The organism is Streptomyces sp. NPDC007991, from assembly GCF_042958445.1.
Classification (GTDB): Bacteria; Actinomycetota; Actinomycetes; order Streptomycetales; family Streptomycetaceae; genus Streptomyces.
Genome location: NZ_JBIBJD010000011.1, coordinates 306,827 through 325,372, shown reverse-complemented (window position 1 = coordinate 325,372; position 18,546 = coordinate 306,827). Strand labels below are relative to the sequence as shown.

The 18,546-nt window shown below is 69.9% G+C and carries 14 protein-coding genes and 4 tRNA genes; 9 read left to right on the top strand and 9 right to left on the bottom strand.

The genetic code is table 11. The features are described from left to right. Positions 1-62: 62 nt before the first annotated feature. The 3 genes from ACFZDA_RS30785 to ACFZDA_RS30775 all read right to left on the bottom strand — a co-directional run bounded on the left by ACFZDA_RS30785 (position 63) and on the right by ACFZDA_RS30775 (position 3,453). On the bottom strand, positions 63-2,132 hold the full coding sequence (locus ACFZDA_RS30785) for a DEAD/DEAH box helicase (protein WP_391087993.1): 2,070 nt from the start codon (positions 2,130-2,132) through the stop codon (positions 63-65). Positions 2,133-2,481: 349 nt separating this feature from the next. After that, positions 2,482-3,015, bottom strand: coding sequence for a hypothetical protein (locus ACFZDA_RS30780; protein ID WP_391087991.1), 534 nt, complete (start codon positions 3,013-3,015; stop codon positions 2,482-2,484). 87 nt (positions 3,016-3,102) lie between these two features. Beyond that, positions 3,103-3,453 (bottom strand): metallopeptidase family protein, encoded by a 351-nt coding sequence (locus ACFZDA_RS30775; protein WP_010044994.1) that lies wholly within the window; start codon positions 3,451-3,453, stop codon positions 3,103-3,105. Positions 3,454-3,536: 83 nt separating this feature from the next. On the opposite strand from ACFZDA_RS30775, the gene ACFZDA_RS30770 reads away from it, so the two are divergent. The 7 genes from ACFZDA_RS30770 to ACFZDA_RS30740 all read left to right on the top strand — a co-directional run bounded on the left by ACFZDA_RS30770 (position 3,537) and on the right by ACFZDA_RS30740 (position 10,130). Continuing rightward, positions 3,537-5,123: a metallophosphoesterase gene (locus tag ACFZDA_RS30770; RefSeq protein WP_391087987.1), complete on the top strand. Its 1,587-nt coding sequence runs from the start codon at positions 3,537-3,539 to the stop codon at positions 5,121-5,123. An 80-nt stretch (positions 5,124-5,203) separates the two neighbouring features. Then, a tRNA-Glu gene (locus ACFZDA_RS30765) sits at positions 5,204-5,276 on the top strand. A gap of 37 nt (positions 5,277-5,313) precedes the next feature. After that, positions 5,314-5,388, top strand: a tRNA-Asp gene (locus ACFZDA_RS30760). 24 nt (positions 5,389-5,412) lie between these two features. Beyond that, a tRNA-Phe gene (locus tag ACFZDA_RS30755) sits at positions 5,413-5,489 on the top strand. Between the two features lie 149 nt (positions 5,490-5,638). Further along, complete coding sequence (gene hrpA, locus ACFZDA_RS30750) at positions 5,639-9,583, top strand: ATP-dependent RNA helicase HrpA (protein WP_391087984.1); 3,945 nt, start codon at positions 5,639-5,641, stop codon at positions 9,581-9,583. Positions 9,584-9,676: 93 nt separating this feature from the next. Continuing rightward, positions 9,677-9,751, top strand: a tRNA-Asp gene (locus tag ACFZDA_RS30745). Between the two features lie 166 nt (positions 9,752-9,917). After that, entirely contained in the window at positions 9,918-10,130 is a 213-nt protein-coding gene (locus ACFZDA_RS30740) for a DUF6274 family protein (protein WP_391087982.1), read from the top strand. 460 nt (positions 10,131-10,590) lie between these two features. On the opposite strand, the gene bldC is transcribed toward ACFZDA_RS30740, so the two are convergent. Together bldC and ACFZDA_RS30730 are read right to left on the bottom strand one after the other, a co-directional pair. Beyond that, positions 10,591-10,797 carry a developmental transcriptional regulator BldC gene (bldC, locus tag ACFZDA_RS30735; protein ID WP_003949541.1) on the bottom strand — a complete coding sequence of 69 codons (207 nt, stop codon included), beginning with the start codon at positions 10,795-10,797 and terminating at the stop codon, positions 10,591-10,593. A gap of 608 nt (positions 10,798-11,405) precedes the next feature. Further along, positions 11,406-12,251 (bottom strand): hypothetical protein, encoded by an 846-nt coding sequence (locus tag ACFZDA_RS30730; protein WP_391087979.1) that lies wholly within the window; start codon positions 12,249-12,251, stop codon positions 11,406-11,408. 222 nt (positions 12,252-12,473) lie between these two features. Between ACFZDA_RS30730 and ACFZDA_RS30725 the strand changes: the two genes are divergently transcribed. Then, complete coding sequence (locus ACFZDA_RS30725) at positions 12,474-13,577, top strand: Glu/Leu/Phe/Val dehydrogenase dimerization domain-containing protein (protein WP_391087976.1); 1,104 nt, start codon at positions 12,474-12,476, stop codon at positions 13,575-13,577. A gap of 299 nt (positions 13,578-13,876) precedes the next feature. Next, on the top strand, positions 13,877-14,128 hold the full coding sequence (locus tag ACFZDA_RS30720) for a DUF3073 family protein (RefSeq protein WP_391087973.1): 252 nt from the start codon (positions 13,877-13,879) through the stop codon (positions 14,126-14,128). 95 nt (positions 14,129-14,223) lie between these two features. Here the strand turns inward: ACFZDA_RS30720 and purM are convergent, their stop codons facing one another. The 4 genes from purM to ACFZDA_RS30700 form a co-directional block, all read right to left on the bottom strand. Continuing rightward, the gene (gene purM / locus ACFZDA_RS30715) at positions 14,224-15,291 is read right to left on the bottom strand and encodes a phosphoribosylformylglycinamidine cyclo-ligase (protein WP_391087970.1); all 1,068 of its coding nucleotides are present in this window, start codon (positions 15,289-15,291) and stop codon (positions 14,224-14,226) included. A 45-nt stretch (positions 15,292-15,336) separates the two neighbouring features. Then, complete coding sequence (gene purF / locus ACFZDA_RS30710) at positions 15,337-16,866, bottom strand: amidophosphoribosyltransferase (protein ID WP_391087967.1); 1,530 nt, start codon at positions 16,864-16,866, stop codon at positions 15,337-15,339. Between the two features lie 66 nt (positions 16,867-16,932). Continuing rightward, complete coding sequence (locus ACFZDA_RS30705) at positions 16,933-17,709, bottom strand: META domain-containing protein (protein ID WP_391087965.1); 777 nt, start codon at positions 17,707-17,709, stop codon at positions 16,933-16,935. A gap of 37 nt (positions 17,710-17,746) precedes the next feature. Continuing rightward, positions 17,747-18,544, bottom strand: coding sequence for a sterol carrier family protein (locus tag ACFZDA_RS30700; RefSeq protein WP_391087961.1), 798 nt, complete (start codon positions 18,542-18,544; stop codon positions 17,747-17,749). Between the last annotated feature and the right edge of the window lie 2 nt (positions 18,545-18,546).

Genomic DNA, 18,546 nt, shown 5'->3' with positions numbered 1-18,546 from the left:
GCAACGGCAGAGCGCCGCAGCCCGCCCGCAGGAGGGGCCGCGGCGCTCGTCACGCGTCGGTGTCAGCCGTTGCGCTTCCAGCGCGGCTTGTCCTCGCGGCGGCCGACGGAACCGCCGCCACGGTGCTCGTCACGACGGCCGTACGGACGCTCGTGCCCGCCGGCGCGGTAGCCCGGACGGTCGTCCCGGCGGTCGCGGTTGAAGGGACGGTCGCTGCCGCGGTGCCCGGTGCGCTCGTCCCGGCGGAAGCCGCCGCGGTCGTCACGACGCTCGAACGGACGGCCACCCCGGTCGTCACGACGCTCGAACGGACGGCTGCCGCCGCGGTCGTCGCGACGCTCGAAGGAGCGACCGCCACGGTCGTCACGCCGGAAGCCGCCGCGCTCACCCCGGTCGCCCCGGTCGTCCCGGCGGAAACCGCCACGGTCACGGTCGCGGTCGAAGGAACGGCCGCCACGGTCGCGGTCGCGGTCGCGGTCCCGGTCACGGTCGCGGTTGAACCCGCCGCGGTCGTCACGGCGCTCGTACGAACGGCCGCCGCGGTCGTCACGGCGCTCGAAGGAACGGCCACCCCGGTCGTCACGCCGGAAGCCGCCGCCGCGCTCCTCGCGCCGCTCCCGGCGCTCGTACGGCGCGGAGGAAGCCTCGGCGCGCTCGGCGTCCTGCGCGGTCCGCTGCTCCGGCACCGACACCTCGACGCCGGCCGGAACCTCCGCCGCTTCCCCGGACACCGCCGCCTGCGGCTCCTCGCCCCGCTCCCGGGCGACCCGCGCGAGCAGCCGGTCGGACTCCTCACGCAGCTCGTTCGCACGCCGCTGCGCCCGCTCCAGCTCCTTGGTGAGCTGGGCGACCTCACGCTCGGCCTGCTGCGCGGCGTTGCCCACGGACTCGGCCTGGACCTCGGTCATCGACCGGGCGCCGGTGATCTCGGCGACCTCCGGGTCGAAGGCGCCGGCGCCCTGGATGATGTGGCGCGTGGCGTCGACGCCCGCGTCCTCCATCAGCCGGAAGATCTGACGCCGCTGGTGCGGCAGGGAGAGCGACACGACCGTGCCCGTGCGGCCCGCGCGGGCCGTACGGCCGGCGCGGTGCAGGTAGTCCTTGTGGTCGCCGGCCGGGTCCACGTTCAGCACCAGGTCGATGCCGTCGACGTGGATACCGCGCGCCGCGACGTCGGTCGCGACGAGCACGTTGACGTACCCGTCCTTGAAGTCGGCCAGGGTCCGCGTCCGCGCGCCCTGCGTCATGCCGCCGTGCAGCGCGTCGGCCTTCACACCGGAGTCGCGCAGCTGCTCGGCGACGCGGTCGGCGCCCAGCTGGGTCCGGACGAAGATGATCGTGCGGCCCTTGCGGGAGGCGATGGCCGCGGTGACCGGCGCCTTGTCCTTGGGCTTCACGATGAGGATGTGGTGCGACATCGTCGTGACGTTGCCCTGGGCGCTGTCGACCTCGTGCACGACCGGGTCGGTCAGGTAACGCTTGACCAGCGTGGAGATCTCGTTCTCCATCGTGGCCGAGAAGAGCATGCGCTGACCGCCCGCCGGGACCTGGTCGAGCAGCTCGGTGACCTCGGGCAGGAAGCCCAGGTCCGACATCTGGTCGGCCTCGTCGATGACGGCGATCTGCACGTTCTCCAGCGAGCAGGCGCCGCGGTTGATGATGTCGCGCAGCCGGCCCGGCGTGGCGACCAGGACGTCGACGCCCTTCTCCAGGGCGTAGATCTGGTTGCCCATGGACGTGCCGCCGCAGACGACCTTCATCTTGAGGCCGAGGACGTCGCCGTAGGGCTGGAGCGCGTCGGCGACCTGCATGGCGAGCTCACGCGTCGGCGTGAGGATGACGGCCCGCGGCTTGTGCTTCTCGGTGCGGCCGCCGGCCAGCGTGGCCAGGGCCGGCAGACCGAAGGAGAGGGTCTTGCCGGAGCCGGTGCGGCCCCGGCCGAGGATGTCCTTGCCGAGCAGGGCGTCCGGGATGGTCGCGGCCTGGATCGGGAAGGGGGTCGTCACGCCGTTCTGCGCGAGCTTGCGGACGACGCCCTCGGGGAGACCGAGGTCGGCGAAAGTGACCTCGGGGGCGTCCTCGGCTGCCTCGTTCTCGGGCACGACGACGTGATCAGTACTGGCGATGGACATGCGAATGCGAAACCTTCCGGAGTCTCGTCGGCACGCGCCCGTCAACTCCGTGATTCGCGATTCGCAATACGACCGCCTCAATGCGGTCCACCACGGCAAGGGAGAGTACGCGCCACACGGCGCGCTCTGCGGTGGCGCCGGGCAAGATGGGATCAAACGATCTGCCACCATACGCACTCCGGGCCCCGCAAGGCAAACCGGACTCCGCTGGAGACAGTTGGGACGCCCTCCGTCGGCCAGTGGCCCGGAGAACCTCCCGTGGTCTGCCAACCGACCACCTCCCGGAATTGTTCCCGCCCGAATTGATCCCGCCCGAATTGATCCCGGCCGACGGCACGAGCCGGCAGGTCTACGCCGGCGCCCCCGCCTCCGGCGCCGGCTCCCGCTGCTCCAGCTGCGGCCCCGGCGGCTCGTGCGCCGACGACGACGGCTCCGGCTTGTCCGTCGGCTCCGGCGACGTCGTCACCTCGGTCGGCGTCGGTGTGGGCTCGGGTTCGGCCGTCCGGGTGGGCGTCGGCGGAGCCGGCGGCTTCGGCGTGGGCCCGGCCGGCCTTCCCGGCGTGTCGCGCCCGGGCGCGGACGGGCCCACCACGGCGGACGGCGACACCCCCGGAGACACCGGCTCCCCCGCCCCGCCGTTCTTGCCCTTCTTCCCCTTCTTGTCCTTGCCGTGCCCGCGCTCGGCGTCGGCCGTCGCCCCGAACCCGGTGCCGCCGCCCGACGTCGCCGACCCTCCGTCGGGCGCCTCCCCGCCGTGCCGCCCGGTGGAGTGCGACGGCTTGGCGCTCCCTCCCGCGTCGTCGCCGACGCTCATACAGCCGGCGGCAGCGGCGACGGCCACGACCGTGGCGGCCAGGCGGACGGGAACGTACAAGGGGCGCACGGGGCCACCTCCGGGAAGGGTGAGGGAGTCAACACCTCCAACTCCCCCCGCCCGCAAGAGGACACGCGCCCCGCATTCACAACCCGCTCAGCCGTAACCCAGGGCGTGAAGACGCGCGTCGTCGATGCCGAAGTGGTGCGCGATCTCGTGCACCACCGTGATCTCCGTCTCGGCGACGACGTCCTCCCGCGACTCGCACATCCGCAACGTCGGATTCCGGTAGATGGTGATCCGGTCCGGCAGCACACCGGCGTACCACTCGCCCCGGTCGGTCAGCGGAGTCCCCTCGTACAGCCCGAGCAGCTCGGGATCGTCCGAGGGCGGTTCGTCCTCGACGAACACCGCGACGTTGTCCATCAGTCGCGTCAACTCCGGCGGGATCCGGTCGAGCGCCTCGGCGACCAGTTCCTCGAACTCCTCGCGCGTCATCTCCAGCACAGGCCCATTGTCGGCCACGACCCGGCACTACGAGTGCCTTCCGGCGCCGCATATCCGGCCCGGGACTTGGGCATACGGGACCAATGGCCCGCGTCCCCGCCGCAGTCCTGAGTGTCCTGAACCCGATCCGCAAGGCCCCGCGCACCCTGGCCCGCCGCTACCGCTCCCGGCAGGGCCCGGCCGCGATCGCACTCGTGCCGCAGCCGCACCCGTGGTCCCGTGCGGTGGGACTCGTGGCCGTCGTGCTCCTCGGCGCCTGGCTGGGACTGCTGGTCGTGGGCAATGTCCGGGTCCCGGTCGGCCCCATGAACACCACCATGACGCTGCGCCCCTCCTTCACCGGCGGCACCAAGATCAACGTCTCGCCCCTGGGCGCCCTCCAGCTGGACAGCCACATCGCTCCCGTCCGCCTGGACGTGAACGTCGACCAGCTCGACCCGGAGCGCTCCCAGGCCCTGGTCGACCACCCCGAGCGGCTCTCCGGCCTCCAGGACGAGGTCACCGAGGACGTCGGACGCGGCACCCTCGACCTGGCCGTCCGTTCGAGCGTCGCGGTCGTCGGCGGCGCCACCGCGCTCGGCCTCGCGGTCTACCGCCGCCCGCGCCGCGCCCTGGCGGCCGGCGGCCTCGCGCTCGCCCTCCTCGCCGCCTCGGGCGGCACGGCGTACGCCACCTGGCGCCCCGACTCCGTCCTGGAACCCAAGTTCTCCGGGCTGCTCTCCTCGGCCCCCTCCCTGGTCGGCAACGCGCGCAGCATCGTCACCGAATTCGACGTCTACCAGAAGGAATTGGCCCGCCTGGTCACCAACGTGACCAAGCTCTACGACGCCACCTCGACCCTTCCCGCCTACGCCCCCGACCCCTCGACCATCCGGGTCCTGCACGTCTCCGACATCCATCTGAACCCGGCGAGCTGGAAGATCATCGCCTCGCTGGTGGAGCAGTACAAGGTGGACGTGATCGTCGACTCGGGCGACACGATGGACCACGGCACGGCCGCCGAGAACGGCTTCCTGGACCCCATCGAGGACCTCGGGGCGCCCTACGTGTGGGTCCGCGGCAACCACGACTCGACGATCACGCAGCGCTATCTTCAGGGCCTGAAGAACGTCCACGTCCTGGACGACGGCCGGGCCGAGACGATCAAGGGCCTGCGCTTCGCGGGCATCGGCGACCCGCAGTTCACCCCGGACCGCTCGAAGCAGCCCGGCGCCGAACAGTCCCAGGAACTGGCCGGCGCCCGCCTGGCCACGGCCCTGCGCGACCAGCGCACGGCCGGCCGGCCGGTGGACATCGCCATCGCCCATGAGCCGTCGGCGGCCCGCGAGGTCGACGGCGAGGTGCCGCTGGTGCTGGCCGGGCACATCCACCACGACGAGATGGAAGTCCTGAAGTACGGCACCCGGCTCCGTATCGAGGGCTCCACGGGCGGCAGCGGCCTGCGCGCCATCGAGGGCAAGCACCCGGACCCCATCGAGGCGTCGATCCTGTACTTCGACCGGGACACCCGCCACCTCCAGGCCTGGGACGAGATCGAACTGGGCGGCCTCGGTCTCACGACCGCCGAGGTCAGCCGCCACCTCCCGGAGGAGAACCAGCCCGGCGCGACGGAGTCCCCGACCACCCCCGCGACGGAGCCCCCGGCAACCTCCCCGACGGCCTCCCCCTAAACCGTTTTGGCGATAGCTCCCGCCATCCCATATGCTTCTCACGTCCCCGACGCGCTGAGAAGCGCCCAGGCGGGCCGATAGCCCTCATCGTCTAGCGGCCTAGGACGCCGCCCTTTCAAGGCGGTAGCACGGGTTCGAATCCCGTTGGGGGCACGCACCACCCTGTGCGACACTGTCGTACGACACGCTTGGTCCTGTGGAGCAGTTTGGAGTGCTCGCCACCCTGTCAAGGTGGAGGCCGCGGGTTCAAATCCCGTCAGGACCGCTGAGGTTTCACGTGAAACCTCGTGGCTGGGTAGCTCAGTTGGTACGAGCGTCCGCCTGAAAAGCGGAAGGTCGCCGGTTCGACCCCGGCCCCAGCCACCAAAGAAACCCCCGTCGAGCTCTCGACGGGGGTTTCGCTGTGCCCTCCTCCGAGAGCCGTGGCCCCGGCCAAACCACCCGGGCCTCGGCCGAACCACCGGAGACAAAAGCGTTAGCCACAAAAATCCGCGGGATGAGATCCTGGACCGCGTATGTCTACGCAATCCGCCCCCGCCCTCGGCGCCCTCGCCTCCCGCCTGACCGAGCTTTCCCTGCGCGACGCGCACCGGCTCGGGCGCAGGCTCGAAGGTGCGCGCAAGATCCGTAAGCCGGAGGCCCGCGCCGCCGTGCTGGCCGAGATCGAGGCGGAGGTCGGCAAGGCCGAGGAGCGGATGGCCGGGCGCCGTGCCGGTGTTCCCGAGATCACGTACCCCGAGCAGCTGCCGGTCAGCCAGAAGAAGGACGAGATCGCCGACGCCATCCGCGACCACCAGGTCGTGATCGTCGCCGGTGAGACCGGTTCCGGGAAGACCACGCAGATCCCGAAGATCTGCATGGAGCTCGGCCGCGGGGTCCGCGGCATGATCGGGCACACCCAGCCCCGCCGTATCGCCGCCCGCACCGTCGCCGAGCGCGTGGCCGAGGAGCTGGACACCCCGCTGGGCGGGGCCGTCGGCTGGAAGGTCCGTTTCACCGACCAGGTCGACCCGGACGCCACCTTCGTCAAGCTCATGACGGACGGCATCCTGCTCGCCGAGATCCAGACCGACCGTGAGCTGCGCGCCTACGACACGATCATCATCGACGAGGCCCACGAGCGGTCCCTCAACATCGACTTCCTGCTGGGCTACCTCGCCCAGCTGCTGCCGAAGCGCCCCGACCTCAAGGTCGTCATCACCTCGGCCACCATCGACCCCGAGCGCTTCTCCCGGCACTTCGGCGACGCCCCGATCGTCGAGGTCAGCGGCCGTACGTACCCCGTGGAGGTCCGCTACCGGCCGCTCCTGGAGGAGGACGGCGACGACGCCGACCGCGACCAGATCACCGCGATCACCGACGCGGTCGAGGAACTCCAGAAGGAGGGCAAGGGCGACATCCTTGTCTTCCTCTCCGGCGAGCGGGAGATCCGCGACACGGCCGACGCGCTCACCAAGAAGAACTACCGCTTCACGGAGATCCTGCCCCTCTACGCCCGGCTCTCCCACGCCGAACAGCACCGCGTCTTCCAGGCGCACACCGGACGCCGGATCGTCCTGGCCACGAACGTCGCCGAGACCTCCCTCACGGTCCCGGGCATCAAGTACGTCATCGATCCGGGCTTCGCCCGCATCTCGCGCTACAGCCACCGCACCAAGGTCCAGCGCCTCCCCATCGAGCCGGTCTCCCAGGCCAGCGCCAACCAGCGCAAGGGCCGCTGCGGCCGTACCAGCGACGGCATCTGCATCCGCCTCTACAGCGAGGACGACTTCAACGCCCGCCCGGAGTTCACGGACGCGGAGATCCTCCGGACGAACCTCGCCTCCGTCATCCTCCAGATGACCGCGGCCGGCCTCGGCGACATCGAGAAGTTCCCCTTCATCGATCCGCCGGACCACCGCAACATCCGCGACGGTGTGCAGCTCCTCCAGGAGCTGGGCGCCCTCGACCCGGCGCAGAAGGACCCCCGCAAGCGGCTCACGGACACCGGCCGCAAGCTCGCCCAGCTGCCCGTCGACCCGCGGCTGGCCCGCATGGTCCTGGAGGCGGACAGGAACGGCTGCGTCCGCGAGGTCATGGTCATAGCCGCCGCGCTGTCCATCCAGGACCCGCGCGAGCGCCCCGCCGACAAGCAGACCCAGGCCGACCAGCAGCACGCCCGCTTCAAGGACGAGACCAGCGACTTCCTGGCCTACCTCAACCTCTGGCGCTACATCCGCGAGCAGCAGAAGGAGCGCGGCTCGTCCTCCTTCCGCCGGATGTGCAAGCAGGAGTACCTCAACTTCCTTCGCATCCGCGAATGGCAGGACATCTACAGCCAGTTGCGCACGGTCGCGAAGCAGATGGGCATCCACCTCAACGAGGACGACGCCCCGGCCGACCGCATCCACGTCTCCCTCCTCGCCGGCCTGCTCTCCCATGTCGGCATGAAGGACGTGAAGGAGGGCGCGAAGAACGAGTACCTGGGCGCCCGCAACGCCAAGTTCGCGATCTTCCCCGGCTCGGCGCTCTTCAAGAAGCCGCCGCGTTTCGTGATGTCCGCCGAACTCGTCGAGACCTCGCGCCTGTGGGCCCGCGTCAACGCCAGGATCGAGCCGGAGTGGGTCGAGCCCCTCGCCGGCCACCTCCTCAAGCGCACGTACAGCGAGCCGCACTGGGAGAAGGACCAGGCCGCGGTGATGGCGTACGAGAAGGTCACGCTCTACGGCGTGCCGATCGTGGCGCAGCGGAAGGTCAACTACGGCCGGATCGACCCGGAGGTCAGCCGCGAGCTGTTCATCCGGAACGCGCTCGTCGAGGGTGACTGGCGCACGCACCACAAGTTCTTCTCGGACAACCGCAGACTCCTCACCGAGGTCGAGGAGCTGGAGCACCGGGCCCGGCGCCGGGACATCCTGGTCGACGACGAGACGCTGTTCGACTTCTACGACCAGCGGATCCCCGACCACGTGGTCTCCGGCGCCCACTTCGACTCCTGGTGGAAGCGCAAGCGGCACGAACAGCCCGACTTCCTCGACTTCGAGCGCGAGATGCTCATCAACGAGAAGGCGGGCGAGGTCACCAAGGACGACTATCCGGACACCTGGCGCCAGGGCAACCTCACGTTCCGCGTGACATACCAGTTCGAGCCGGGCGCGGACGCCGACGGCGTGACCGTCCACATCCCGCTCCAGGTCCTCAACCAGGTCACGGACGAGGGCTTCGACTGGCAGATCCCGGGCCTGCGGGAGGAGCTCGTCACGGAGCTCATCCGGTCCCTGCCCAAGCCGATCCGCCGCAACTACGTGCCCGCGCCGAACTACGCGAAGGCGTTCCTCGACCGCGCGGTCCCTCTGCAGGAGCCCCTCACGACCACCATGACCCGCGAGTTGCGGCGCCTGGTCGGGGTCCCCTTCGAGGCGGACGACTTCGACTGGTCCAAGGTCCCCGACCACCTCAAGGTCACGTTCCGGATCGTCGACGAGCGGCGCCGCAAGCTCGCCGAGGACAAGGACCTGGAGGCACTGAAGCTCAGACTCCGGCCGAAGGCCCGCAAGGCCCTCTCCCAGGCGGCAGCGGCCACGGCGGAACGTCAGGGCGGCGAGTCCCTGGAGCGCAAGGGCCTCACGGACTGGACGATCGGCACGCTCACCCGCGTCTTCGAGACCCGGCGGGCCGGCCAGCCGGTGAAGGCCTACCCCGCGCTGGTCGACGACGGCGACACGGTCTCCGTACGCCTCTTCGACACGGAGGCGGAACAGGCGCAGGCCATGTGGAAGGGCACCCGCCGCCTGATCCTGCGCAACATCCCGGTGAACCCGGCGAAGTTCGCCTCCGAGAAGCTGACGAACCCGCAGAAGCTGGCGCTGTCCGCGAATCCGCACGGCTCCATCCAGGCGCTGTTCGACGACTGCGCGATGGCGGCCGCCGACAAGCTGATCGCGGACTTCGGCGGCCCGGCGTGGGACGAGGAGTCGTACCGCAAGCTGTACGACAAGGTGCGCGCCGAGATCGTCGACACGACCGTCCGTACGGTGGACCGGGTGCAGCAGGTGCTGGCCGCCTGGCAGGCCTGTGAACGCCGTCTGAAGGCCGTACGCAGCCCCGCGCTGCTGCCGAACCTCCAGGACGTGCGTCAGCAGCTGGACGCCCTCGTGAAGCCCGGCTTCGTGACGGAGGGGGGTCTGCGCCGCATGCCGGACCTGATGCGCTACCTGGTGGCAGCGGACCGGCGTCTGCAGCAGATGCCGACGAACGTCCAGCGGGACACCACACGGATGCAGAAGGTCCACGAGATGCAGGACGAGTACGCCTGGCTGCTGGAGCAGATGCCGCAGGGGCGGCCGGTGCCGTCGTCGGTCCTGGACATCCGCTGGATGATCGAGGAACTCCGGGTCAGCTACTTCGCTCACGCGCTGGGCACGGCGTACCCCGTCTCCGACAAGCGGATCGTGAAGGCGATCGACGCGGCCGCACCGTAACGGGACGCGCACGCAGGGTGAGTTCGACCAGGACCCCACCCTCCTGTAGAGTCTCTTCTCGCAGCGCAACGCACGAATCGCGCCGCGAAACCTGGTCCTGTGGAGCAGTTTGGAGTGCTCGCCACCCTGTCAAGGTGGAGGCCGCGGGTTCAAATCCCGTCAGGACCGCAGTACAGAGCCCGGATCTTCGGATCCGGGCTCTTTCTTTGTGCGCCCTTGCGCCCCTCACCTGCGCGATGCCCTCTCGCGGGCCCTCACGCCGTCTTGACGGCCTCTCAATCCCTCGGTACCCAGAAACCAGGGCCGTTCCCGTTCGGCCTTCCGGAGGTGGCGTATGGCGGCATCGGCTAGGCACGAGACGCGGGCCCTCCTCCGTGCGCACCTGGCGGCCGCGTCGTCGTACCGGCATCTCACGCGCCACTGCCCGATCTGCCATCACCTGCTGAGGCTGGCGATGGAGGCCGCCCCGTCCGCCGCCCCACGCACCGCCCAGGCCCCCAGGACCTCCCAGGGGGCCGTAGAGAACGAGAGCCCGGCGCGGGCGTGACCGGAGCCGGCCTCAACACCCGTGCGTACAGGGGAGGCTGGGGCCCGTGGTCCCACTACCGCACGCTCGGCGGAGCTAACAAGCCGCTTGGTATGTGACGGGTGTCACGGCATGAGTTTTGGAAAGTACGGTACTTACACCCCGCCTACAACAGGTCAATTTTATATGTGCAATTGCACCGCTTCGACGGTGCCGCACACAGGGGATCCAACACCCCTCCCCGGACTCCGACAAGGCCGCTCACAGCCAGGCCACGAGTCCGACAGCCGACGCACAAAAAAGATCGCGCTGGACCCGGCGGAGTCCAGCGCGATCGACGACGCACCCTGTTATATGCCTGGAGAGCTCTGACTGGCGTGGGCGTAGGGCCTGTTGGGGCAGGACCTGCGTCGCTTGGAGCTGTGGTTCCGGACGTCACGGCTGATGGGGGACCAGCCGGTTTGCCCGGTTATTCAGTTGTTCAGGCCTCGCTGCGCTGCTGCGGAATGCCCGCGAGCAGAGCGCGGACCTCGGCCTCGCGGTAGCGGCGATGCCCGCCGAGCGTGCGGATCGACGTGAGCTTGCCGGCCTTCGCCCACCGCGTGACCGTCTTGGGGTCGACGCGGAACATGGTGGCGACCTCAGCCGGGGTCAGCAGCGGCTCGGCATCAGGGGTGCGAGCGGTCATGAGCGGCCTCCTCGGGAGAACCGAACCTTCTCGGTTCTTTCCTCTAAATTCTGCACCTTGACCCGCGTTGCCCGAAATGGCGGACGCGAGTCGAGTCGGTTATAGGACGAACGGCTTGTCCTCGGCACTACAACTACACCATCTGTCCAGCCGCGTCGGCCAAACCGATGGAATTGCCCTCCCAGGTGTTCATCAGCGACGGAAGCCGATGGACCATGCCATAGCGGACAGTCACGCCACTGTGACGATCAGTCACAGGACGATCAGGAGTCACCAGACCCCCCAAAGCGTGCAATGCTGAGATTCCGCCCACGATGCAGCACAACGGGACGGAAGGAGCCCCCCGGACTCCTTGTCCTATTTTGGCATGAGGAGGGGCAAGGGGCGCAAGGGTCATGTACGTGCAGTCCGTCACGTTTGGCCTACTTGAGAGGTACGCCCGGATCGGAACCTACGTCCCTTGTTGACAAGGCGTCAGTAGACGCACAGAGCATTTCGGAAACGTCGGTGCGAGGACGTAACCCCAAAACGGGCGGTACGTCAAACGTCTGTTCGTGACCGGTCACAAGCGGTCCGTAGGAACCGAAGGTCAGAGGTCGGGTCGGAGGTCAGTTCGCCGACCGAAGATCCCGTACGGAACGCCACCGGGTCACCAGCCGGGCGTACGCCTCCCCGGCGGCCGCCCCGTCGCCCCGGCGCAGCGCGGCGATCCCCTCGGCCACGTCCGCCGCCGAGTGGTCGTCCTCCAGCGTCCCGGCCGGTACGGCGTGCACCAGGCCGCCGTAGTCCAGCTCCACGAGCGAGCGCGGATGGAACTCCTCCAGCCAGCGCCCGACGTCCACCAGGCCGTCGATCAGCGGCCCCTCGTCCATGGCCTCCTTCAGGGCCCGCAGGCCCCGGGCCACCCGCCGCCGGGCCTGCACCATGGGCGTGCGGTAACGCAGCACCGGCGGGCTGTCCTCGCTGTCGCCCTTGTCGTACTCGCGCTCCTCGTCGGCGACCAGCACGAACCAGCTGATCGGCACCTGCCAGGTCGCCGTACGGATCCACGGCCGGGCGTCCGGGTTCACCGCCAGCCAGCGCTCGTAGTCCTGGGCGGCCTGGCGGCGCAGGAAGGGCGGCAGGACCGCGTCCAGGACCGGCGGCGGCAGCTCCTCGGAGAGCTCCTCCAGGGCCTGCCAGCCGCGCAGCCGGGTGCGCCAGGGGCAGACGCAGACGACGCCGTCGACGTCCAGCACGAAGGCGTCCTCGCTCTCGTGCACCGGCACCAGGACCGGCGGGGTGGGTGCCAAGTCCGCCAGCGCACGGCGGAGTTCGTCCTGGTACGAGGGCCGGTCCGGGCGGCGGGCGTAGCGGGCCCAGTGACTGCGCTCAGGCTCGGCGAAGGCGGCCAGCGGTTCGTACACGCGCAGATAGGTCGCGTAGGGGACGATCACCGAGGACACCTTGGGCACGCCTGCTCCCTCCCCCGCGCACCGTCGCGAAAACCTGCGGAACCCACTCACAAACGCGCGGGAAATCTATGCAAATCGTCGCACGGGTGTACTCCGGTCGGAGGTGATCCTGAGCACTGTGCGGTCGGCGGGCCCCTCAGGCTCTAATCTCATGCTCAACGGCCCCCGCCACCCACACGGAGGCTGGTCTCCACCCGCCGCAACTACTCAGGAGTCACCACAGTGACCGACGTAACCGGCGCACCTGCTGATGTACTGCACACCCTGTTCCACTCGGACCAGGGAGGACATGAGCAAGTCGTGCTCTGCCAGGACCGCGCGAGCGGCCTCAAGGCCGTCATCGCCATCCACTCCACCGCCCTGGGCCCCGCGCTCGGCGGTACGCGCTTCTACTCGTACGCGAACGAGACCGAGGCCGTCGCCGACGCGCTGAACCTCGCCCGTGGGATGTCGTACAAGAACGCCATGGCCGGTCTGGACCACGGCGGCGGCAAGGCGGTGATCATCGGCGACCCGGAGCGGATCAAGACCGAGGAGCTCCTCCTCGCCTACGGCCGGTTCGTCGCCTCCCTCGGCGGCCGGTACGTCACCGCCTGCGACGTCGGCACATACGTCGCCGACATGGACGTCGTGGCCCGCGAGTGCCGCTGGACCACGGGCCGCTCCCCGGAGAACGGCGGCGCCGGTGACTCCTCCGTCCTCACCGCCTACGGCGTCTACCAGGGCATGCGGGCCTCCGCGCAGCACCTGTGGGGCGACCCCTCGCTGCGCGCGAAGCGCATCGGCATCGCCGGCGTCGGCAAGGTCGGCCACCACCTGGTGGAGCACCTGGTGAAGGAGGGCGCCGAGGTCTTCGTCACGGACGTACGCGAGGACGCCGTACGGCGGATCACCGAGCGGCACCGGGACGTCATGGCCGTGAAGGACACCGACGAGCTGATCCGCATCGACGGGCTGGGCATCTACGCCCCCTGCGCGCTGGGCGGGGCGCTGGACGACGACACCGTGCCGGTGCTGACCGCCGAGGTGGTCTGCGGCGCGGCCAACAACCAGCTCGCCCACCCGGGCGTGGAGAAGGACCTCGCCGACCGCGGGATCCTCTACGCGCCGGACTACGTGGTGAACGCCGGCGGTGTCATCCAGGTGGCCGACGAACTGCACGGCTTCGACTTCGAGCGGTGCAAGGCGAAGGCGGCGAAGATCTTCGACACGACGCTGGCCATATTCGCACGTGCGAAGGAAGACGGCATTCCGCCGGCCGCCGCGGCGGACCGGATCGCCGAGCAGCGCATGCACGACGCGGCCGCGGCCCGCCGGGCGCACTGATTCGGGAGCGCCCTCGTACGTTTGGCCGGTACCCGTCGGTGGGCAGTTAGAGAGAACTCTCACTTCTACCGGCGGGTCGACCGCCGATAAGTGGTTAAAATCGCGGTTGACCAGCGAGGACGGGGCGCCTCGAAGGTCCTGGGCGCGGGCACGTCATGCGGGCGACGTACCGTATGGGCGCGGGCTCAGGTACCGTGGGAGCCCTACGGACCGGTCTCTCTGCGGAGAGGCCGTTCCGGACCATGAACGCGTGTCAAGACTCTGGGGCCGTCGAGCCCCGTCGTTGAGGGGGTCGAGCCATGGGGCGCGGCCGGGCCAAGGCCAAGCAGACGAAGGTCGCCCGCCAGCTGAAGTACAACAGCGGTGGGACTGACCTCTCACGCCTGGCCGAGGAGCTGGGTGCATCGCCTTCGAATCCGCAGCCGCCTAACGGCGGGCCGTTCGAGGACGATGATCAGGACGACGACCTGTACGCACGGTACGCCGACCTCTACGAGGACGACGACGAAGACGAGGACGGCCAGTCCTCGCAACACCGTCGCGGCGCTTGACCTTGCACTGAGCATGTCCCCGGTCGGTGACGGAAGGTCACCGACCGGGTTCTGTGCTGCCTGCAAGGTCCCGCAGGGGTGCAACCCCCCGTGCGTCAGTTCGCGTAGTCACCGATCAGGGCGGCACCAGTGGTGTGCTCGCCCCGGTCCGTGATCTCTCCGGCCACCCAGGCGTCCACGCCGCGGTCGGCCAGGGTCGTCAGGGCCACGTCCGTGGACTCCTGCGGCACGATCGCGATCATGCCGACGCCCATGTTCAGCGTCTTCTCCAGCTCCAGGCGCTCGACGTTGCCCGTCTTGCCGACGAGGTCGAAGACCGGGCCCGGGGTCCAGGTGGAGCGATCGACGATCGCGTGCAGCTCGTCCGGGACGACCCGGGCGAGGTTGGCCGCGAGTCCGCCGCCGGTGACGTGGCTGAAGGCGTGCACCTCGGTGGTGCGCATCAGGGCCAGGCAGTCCAGCGAGTAGATCTTCGTCGGCTCCAGCAGCTCCTCGCCGAGGGTGCGGCCGAGCTCGTCGACGTGGGTGTCCAGCGCGAGACCGGCCTGGTTCAGCAGGACGTGCCGGACCAGCGAGTACCCGTTCGAGTGAAGTCCGGAGGACGCCATGGCGATCACCGCGTCACCCGTCCGGATACGATCCGCGCCGAGCAGCCGGTCGGCCTCCACGACGCCCGTACCGGCGCCGGCGACGTCGAAGTCGTCCTCGCCCAGCAGGCCCGGGTGTTCGGCCGTCTCGCCGCCGACCAGGGCGCAGCCGGCCAGCACACAGCCCTCGGCGATGCCCTTGACGATGGCGGCGACGCGCTCGGGGTGGACCTTGCCGACGCAGATGTAGTCGGTCATGAACAGCGGCTCGGCGCCGCACACCACGATGTCGTCCATGACCATGGCGACCAGGTCGTGGCCGATGGTGTCGTAGACGCCCAGTTGGCGGGCGATGTCCACCTTGGTGCCGACGCCGTCGGTGGCGGAGGCGAGCAGGGGCCGCTCGTAGTTCTTCAGGGCGGAGGCGTCGAAGAGTCCGGCGAAGCCGCCGAGGCCGCCGAGGACCTCGGGGCGCTGGGCCTTCTTCACCCACTCCTTCATCAGCTCGACGGCGCGGTCGCCCGCTTCGATGTCGACGCCCGCGGCTGCGTAGCTGGCACCAGTTGTCTCAGACATGGCTAATGAGAACCTTCGTGTCGTACAGCAGGTAGTGCGGGCCGCCTACGGGCGGCGGATCGCGTCGGCGGCGGCCGTGGCGGCCGGGCCGGCGGCCAGCTCCGTCTCCAGGAGCTGCTTGCCGAGCAGCTCGGGGTCCGGGAGCTCCATCGGGTACTCGCCGTCGAAGCAGGCGCGGCACAGGTTCGGCTTGGCGATGGTGGTCGCCTCGATCATGCCGTCGATGGAGATGTAGGCCAGGGAGTCGGCGCCCAGGGAGGTGCCGATCTCCTCGATCGTCATGCCGTTGGCGATGAGCTCGGCGCGGGTGGCGAAGTCGATGCCGAAGAAGCAGGGCCACTTCACGGGCGGGGAGGAGATCCGGATGTGGACCTCGGCGGCGCCCGCCTCGCGGAGCATGCGGACCAGGGCCCGCTGGGTGTTGCCGCGCACGATCGAGTCGTCGACGACGACCAGGCGCTTGCCCTTGATGACTTCCTTCAGCGGGTTCAGCTTCAGGCGGATGCCCAGCTGGCGGATGGTCTGCGAGGGCTGGATGAACGTACGGCCGACGTAGGCGTTCTTCACCAGGCCGGCGCCGAAGGGGATGCCGGAGGCCTCGGCGTAACCGATGGCCGCCGGGGTGCCGGACTCCGGGGTCGCTATCACCAGGTCGGCCTCGACCGGGGACTCCTTCGCCAGCTTGCGGCCCATCTCCACACGGGAGAGGTAGACGTTCCGGCCGGCGATGTCGGTGTCGGGGCGGGCGAGGTAGACGTACTCGAAGACACAGCCCTTGGGCTTCGCTTCCGCGAATCGGGAGGTGCGCAGGCCGTTCTCGTCGATGGCGACGAACTCGCCCGGCTCGATCTCGCGGACGTAGGCGGCGCCGCAGATGTCGAGGGCCGCGGACTCCGAGGCCACGACCCAGCCTCGCTCCAGCCGGCCGAGGACCAGGGGGCGGATGCCCTGCGGGTCACGGGCGGCGTAGAGCGTGTTCTCGTCCATGAAGACGAGGCTGAAGGCACCGCGCACCTGGGGCAGCACCTCGCCGGCCGCCTCCTCGATGGTCAGCGGCTTGCCGTCCTCGTCGACCTGGGCCGCGAGGAGCGCGGTGAGCAGGTCGGTGTCGTTGGTGGCCGCCACGCGCGGCGTACGGCCGCCCTCCTGCTTGGGCAGGTCGGCGACCATCTCGGCGAGCTGGGCGGTGTTGACGAGGTTGCCGTTGTGACCGAGCGCGATGGAGCCGTGCGCGGTCGCGCGGAACGTCGGCTGGGCGTTCTCCCACACGGAGGCGCCGGTGGTCGAGTAGCGGGCGTGACCGACCGCGATGTGACCCTGGAGCGAACCGAGTGAGGTCTCGTCGAAGACCTGGGAAACGAGGCCCATGTCCTTGAAGACGAGGATCTGCGAGCCGTTGCTGACCGCGATTCCCGCGGATTCCTGGCCTCGATGCTGGAGGGCGTAGAGCCCGAAGTACGTGAGCTTGGCGACCTCTTCGCCCGGAGCCCAGACACCGAAGACGCCGCAAGCGTCCTGGGGGCCCTTCTCACCGGGGAGCAGGTCGTGGTTGAGTCGTCCGTCACCACGTGGCACGCCACCGAGTGTAGGCGAGGTCGTCCACTGGTCCGAATTGGGGATACCGGACTTTTCAGTGGATCACTACGCGGCGACGGCTCGCACACGCGTGCCGTTCTCGCTGGTCAGCGTCAGGGTTTGGTGATCGACTGCGTACTTCAGCTTCCCGTCGAAAAGTCGCAGCAGGGCCTTCTCGTCGGACATGAGTGAGTCTTCGCACATCATTCGGGTCGTGGCCGGGCGGCCGAGGGTGATATGGCCGTCGCGGACGGTGGCCTCGGCGTGGACCTTGTTGCAGCCGAGGCTGCCGGAGACGGTGCCCTTCTTCGTGTCGAAGGTGAGGTGGGCGCGGCCGTCGGTGTCGGGGGCCGTGACGGTCCACTGGGTGCCGCTCAGCGGGGCGTCCTTCGCCTTGGTCAGGCGGACGGTGTCGCCCTGGCCGGTGGTGAGGGTGAGGCGGTCGCCGTCCGCCTGAGCCTCGAACTCCCGGCCGGAGAGCGTGCGGGCGAGGGTCTGCTCGAACTCCATGGGCTTGTTCTCGCAGGCCATCTCCGTGGACATGGTCCTGCCGAGCCGGACGCGGTCGCCTTCGACGGTGGCCGGGGCGCCGAACTTGTTGCAGCCGAGGCTGCCTTCGGCCCGGCCCTTGTCGAGGGTCACATGGGCGCCGGAGGGGGCCTTCTGCGTCTTTCCGCCGGCGGTGACGCTGTCCACGTTCCACCGCACGCCCGTCACCGTCGCCGGTTTCCCGGCACCGACCGAACCGCTGCCGGCGTCCGTCTTCTCGTTGCCGCAGGCCGCCATGAGCGGGACGAGCATGGCGGCGGCCGTCAGGGTCATGCGCTGCTTCTGCCTGTCCATGCCACTTCGACGGGAGACCCGGGGGGATCGGTTCCCCTTATGCCATCAGTGGCAGGTGGGCCGAAAGATCCGCCCGCTCGCCGCCGGCGCTCACGCGGGCGTCCTGGAGCGCCTGGGCCCAGGCCAGCCGCCCGGTCGCGAGCCGGATCCAGGTCAGCGGGTCCGTCTCGACCACGCTGGGCGGGGTGCCCCGGGTGTGCCTCGGGCCCGCCACGCACTGCACCACGGCGTACGGCGGGATCCGCACCTCGGTGGAGCCGCCGGGTGCCTTGGCGGCGAGGGCGTCGGCGAGGAGGCGGGTGCAGGCGGCGAGGGCCTGGCGGTCACAGGGGATGTCGAGGCCGGGGACGGCGGCGTTCAGGTCGTCGGTGTGGACGACGAGTTCGACGGTGCGGGTGACCAGGTAGTCGGCGAGGGTGATGGCGCCGGTGCGGGCGGCGAGGACGCGCTCGCCGGGCGCGTCCGCCAGCTTCTGCCTGAGACGCTCCTCGGTGTGCGCGTAGAGGGCGTCGAGGTCGGGGGTGGCGGCGGCGAGATCGCGGGTGCCGTCGGCGATGTCACCGGCGCGGGCGGCGGTGGCGAAGGGCCAGTCGACAAGGGCGAGCTCCGGTTTCGCCGGCTCCGCGCGCTCCAGGTTGCGGCTGACGGTCTCCACGGCCATGGTCACGTGCGCGGCGAGCTCCCGTACCGTCCAGTCCCCCAGCCGGGTGGGCAGCGCGAGCTGCTCGGCGGTGAGGGTGCGTACGGCCTCCCGCACGTGCCCGAACTGGGTGAACACCGCGGTGCGGATCTTGACGGGGTCGTAGCGGCGGGCGCGCTTCCTGGCCGGGGGCATGG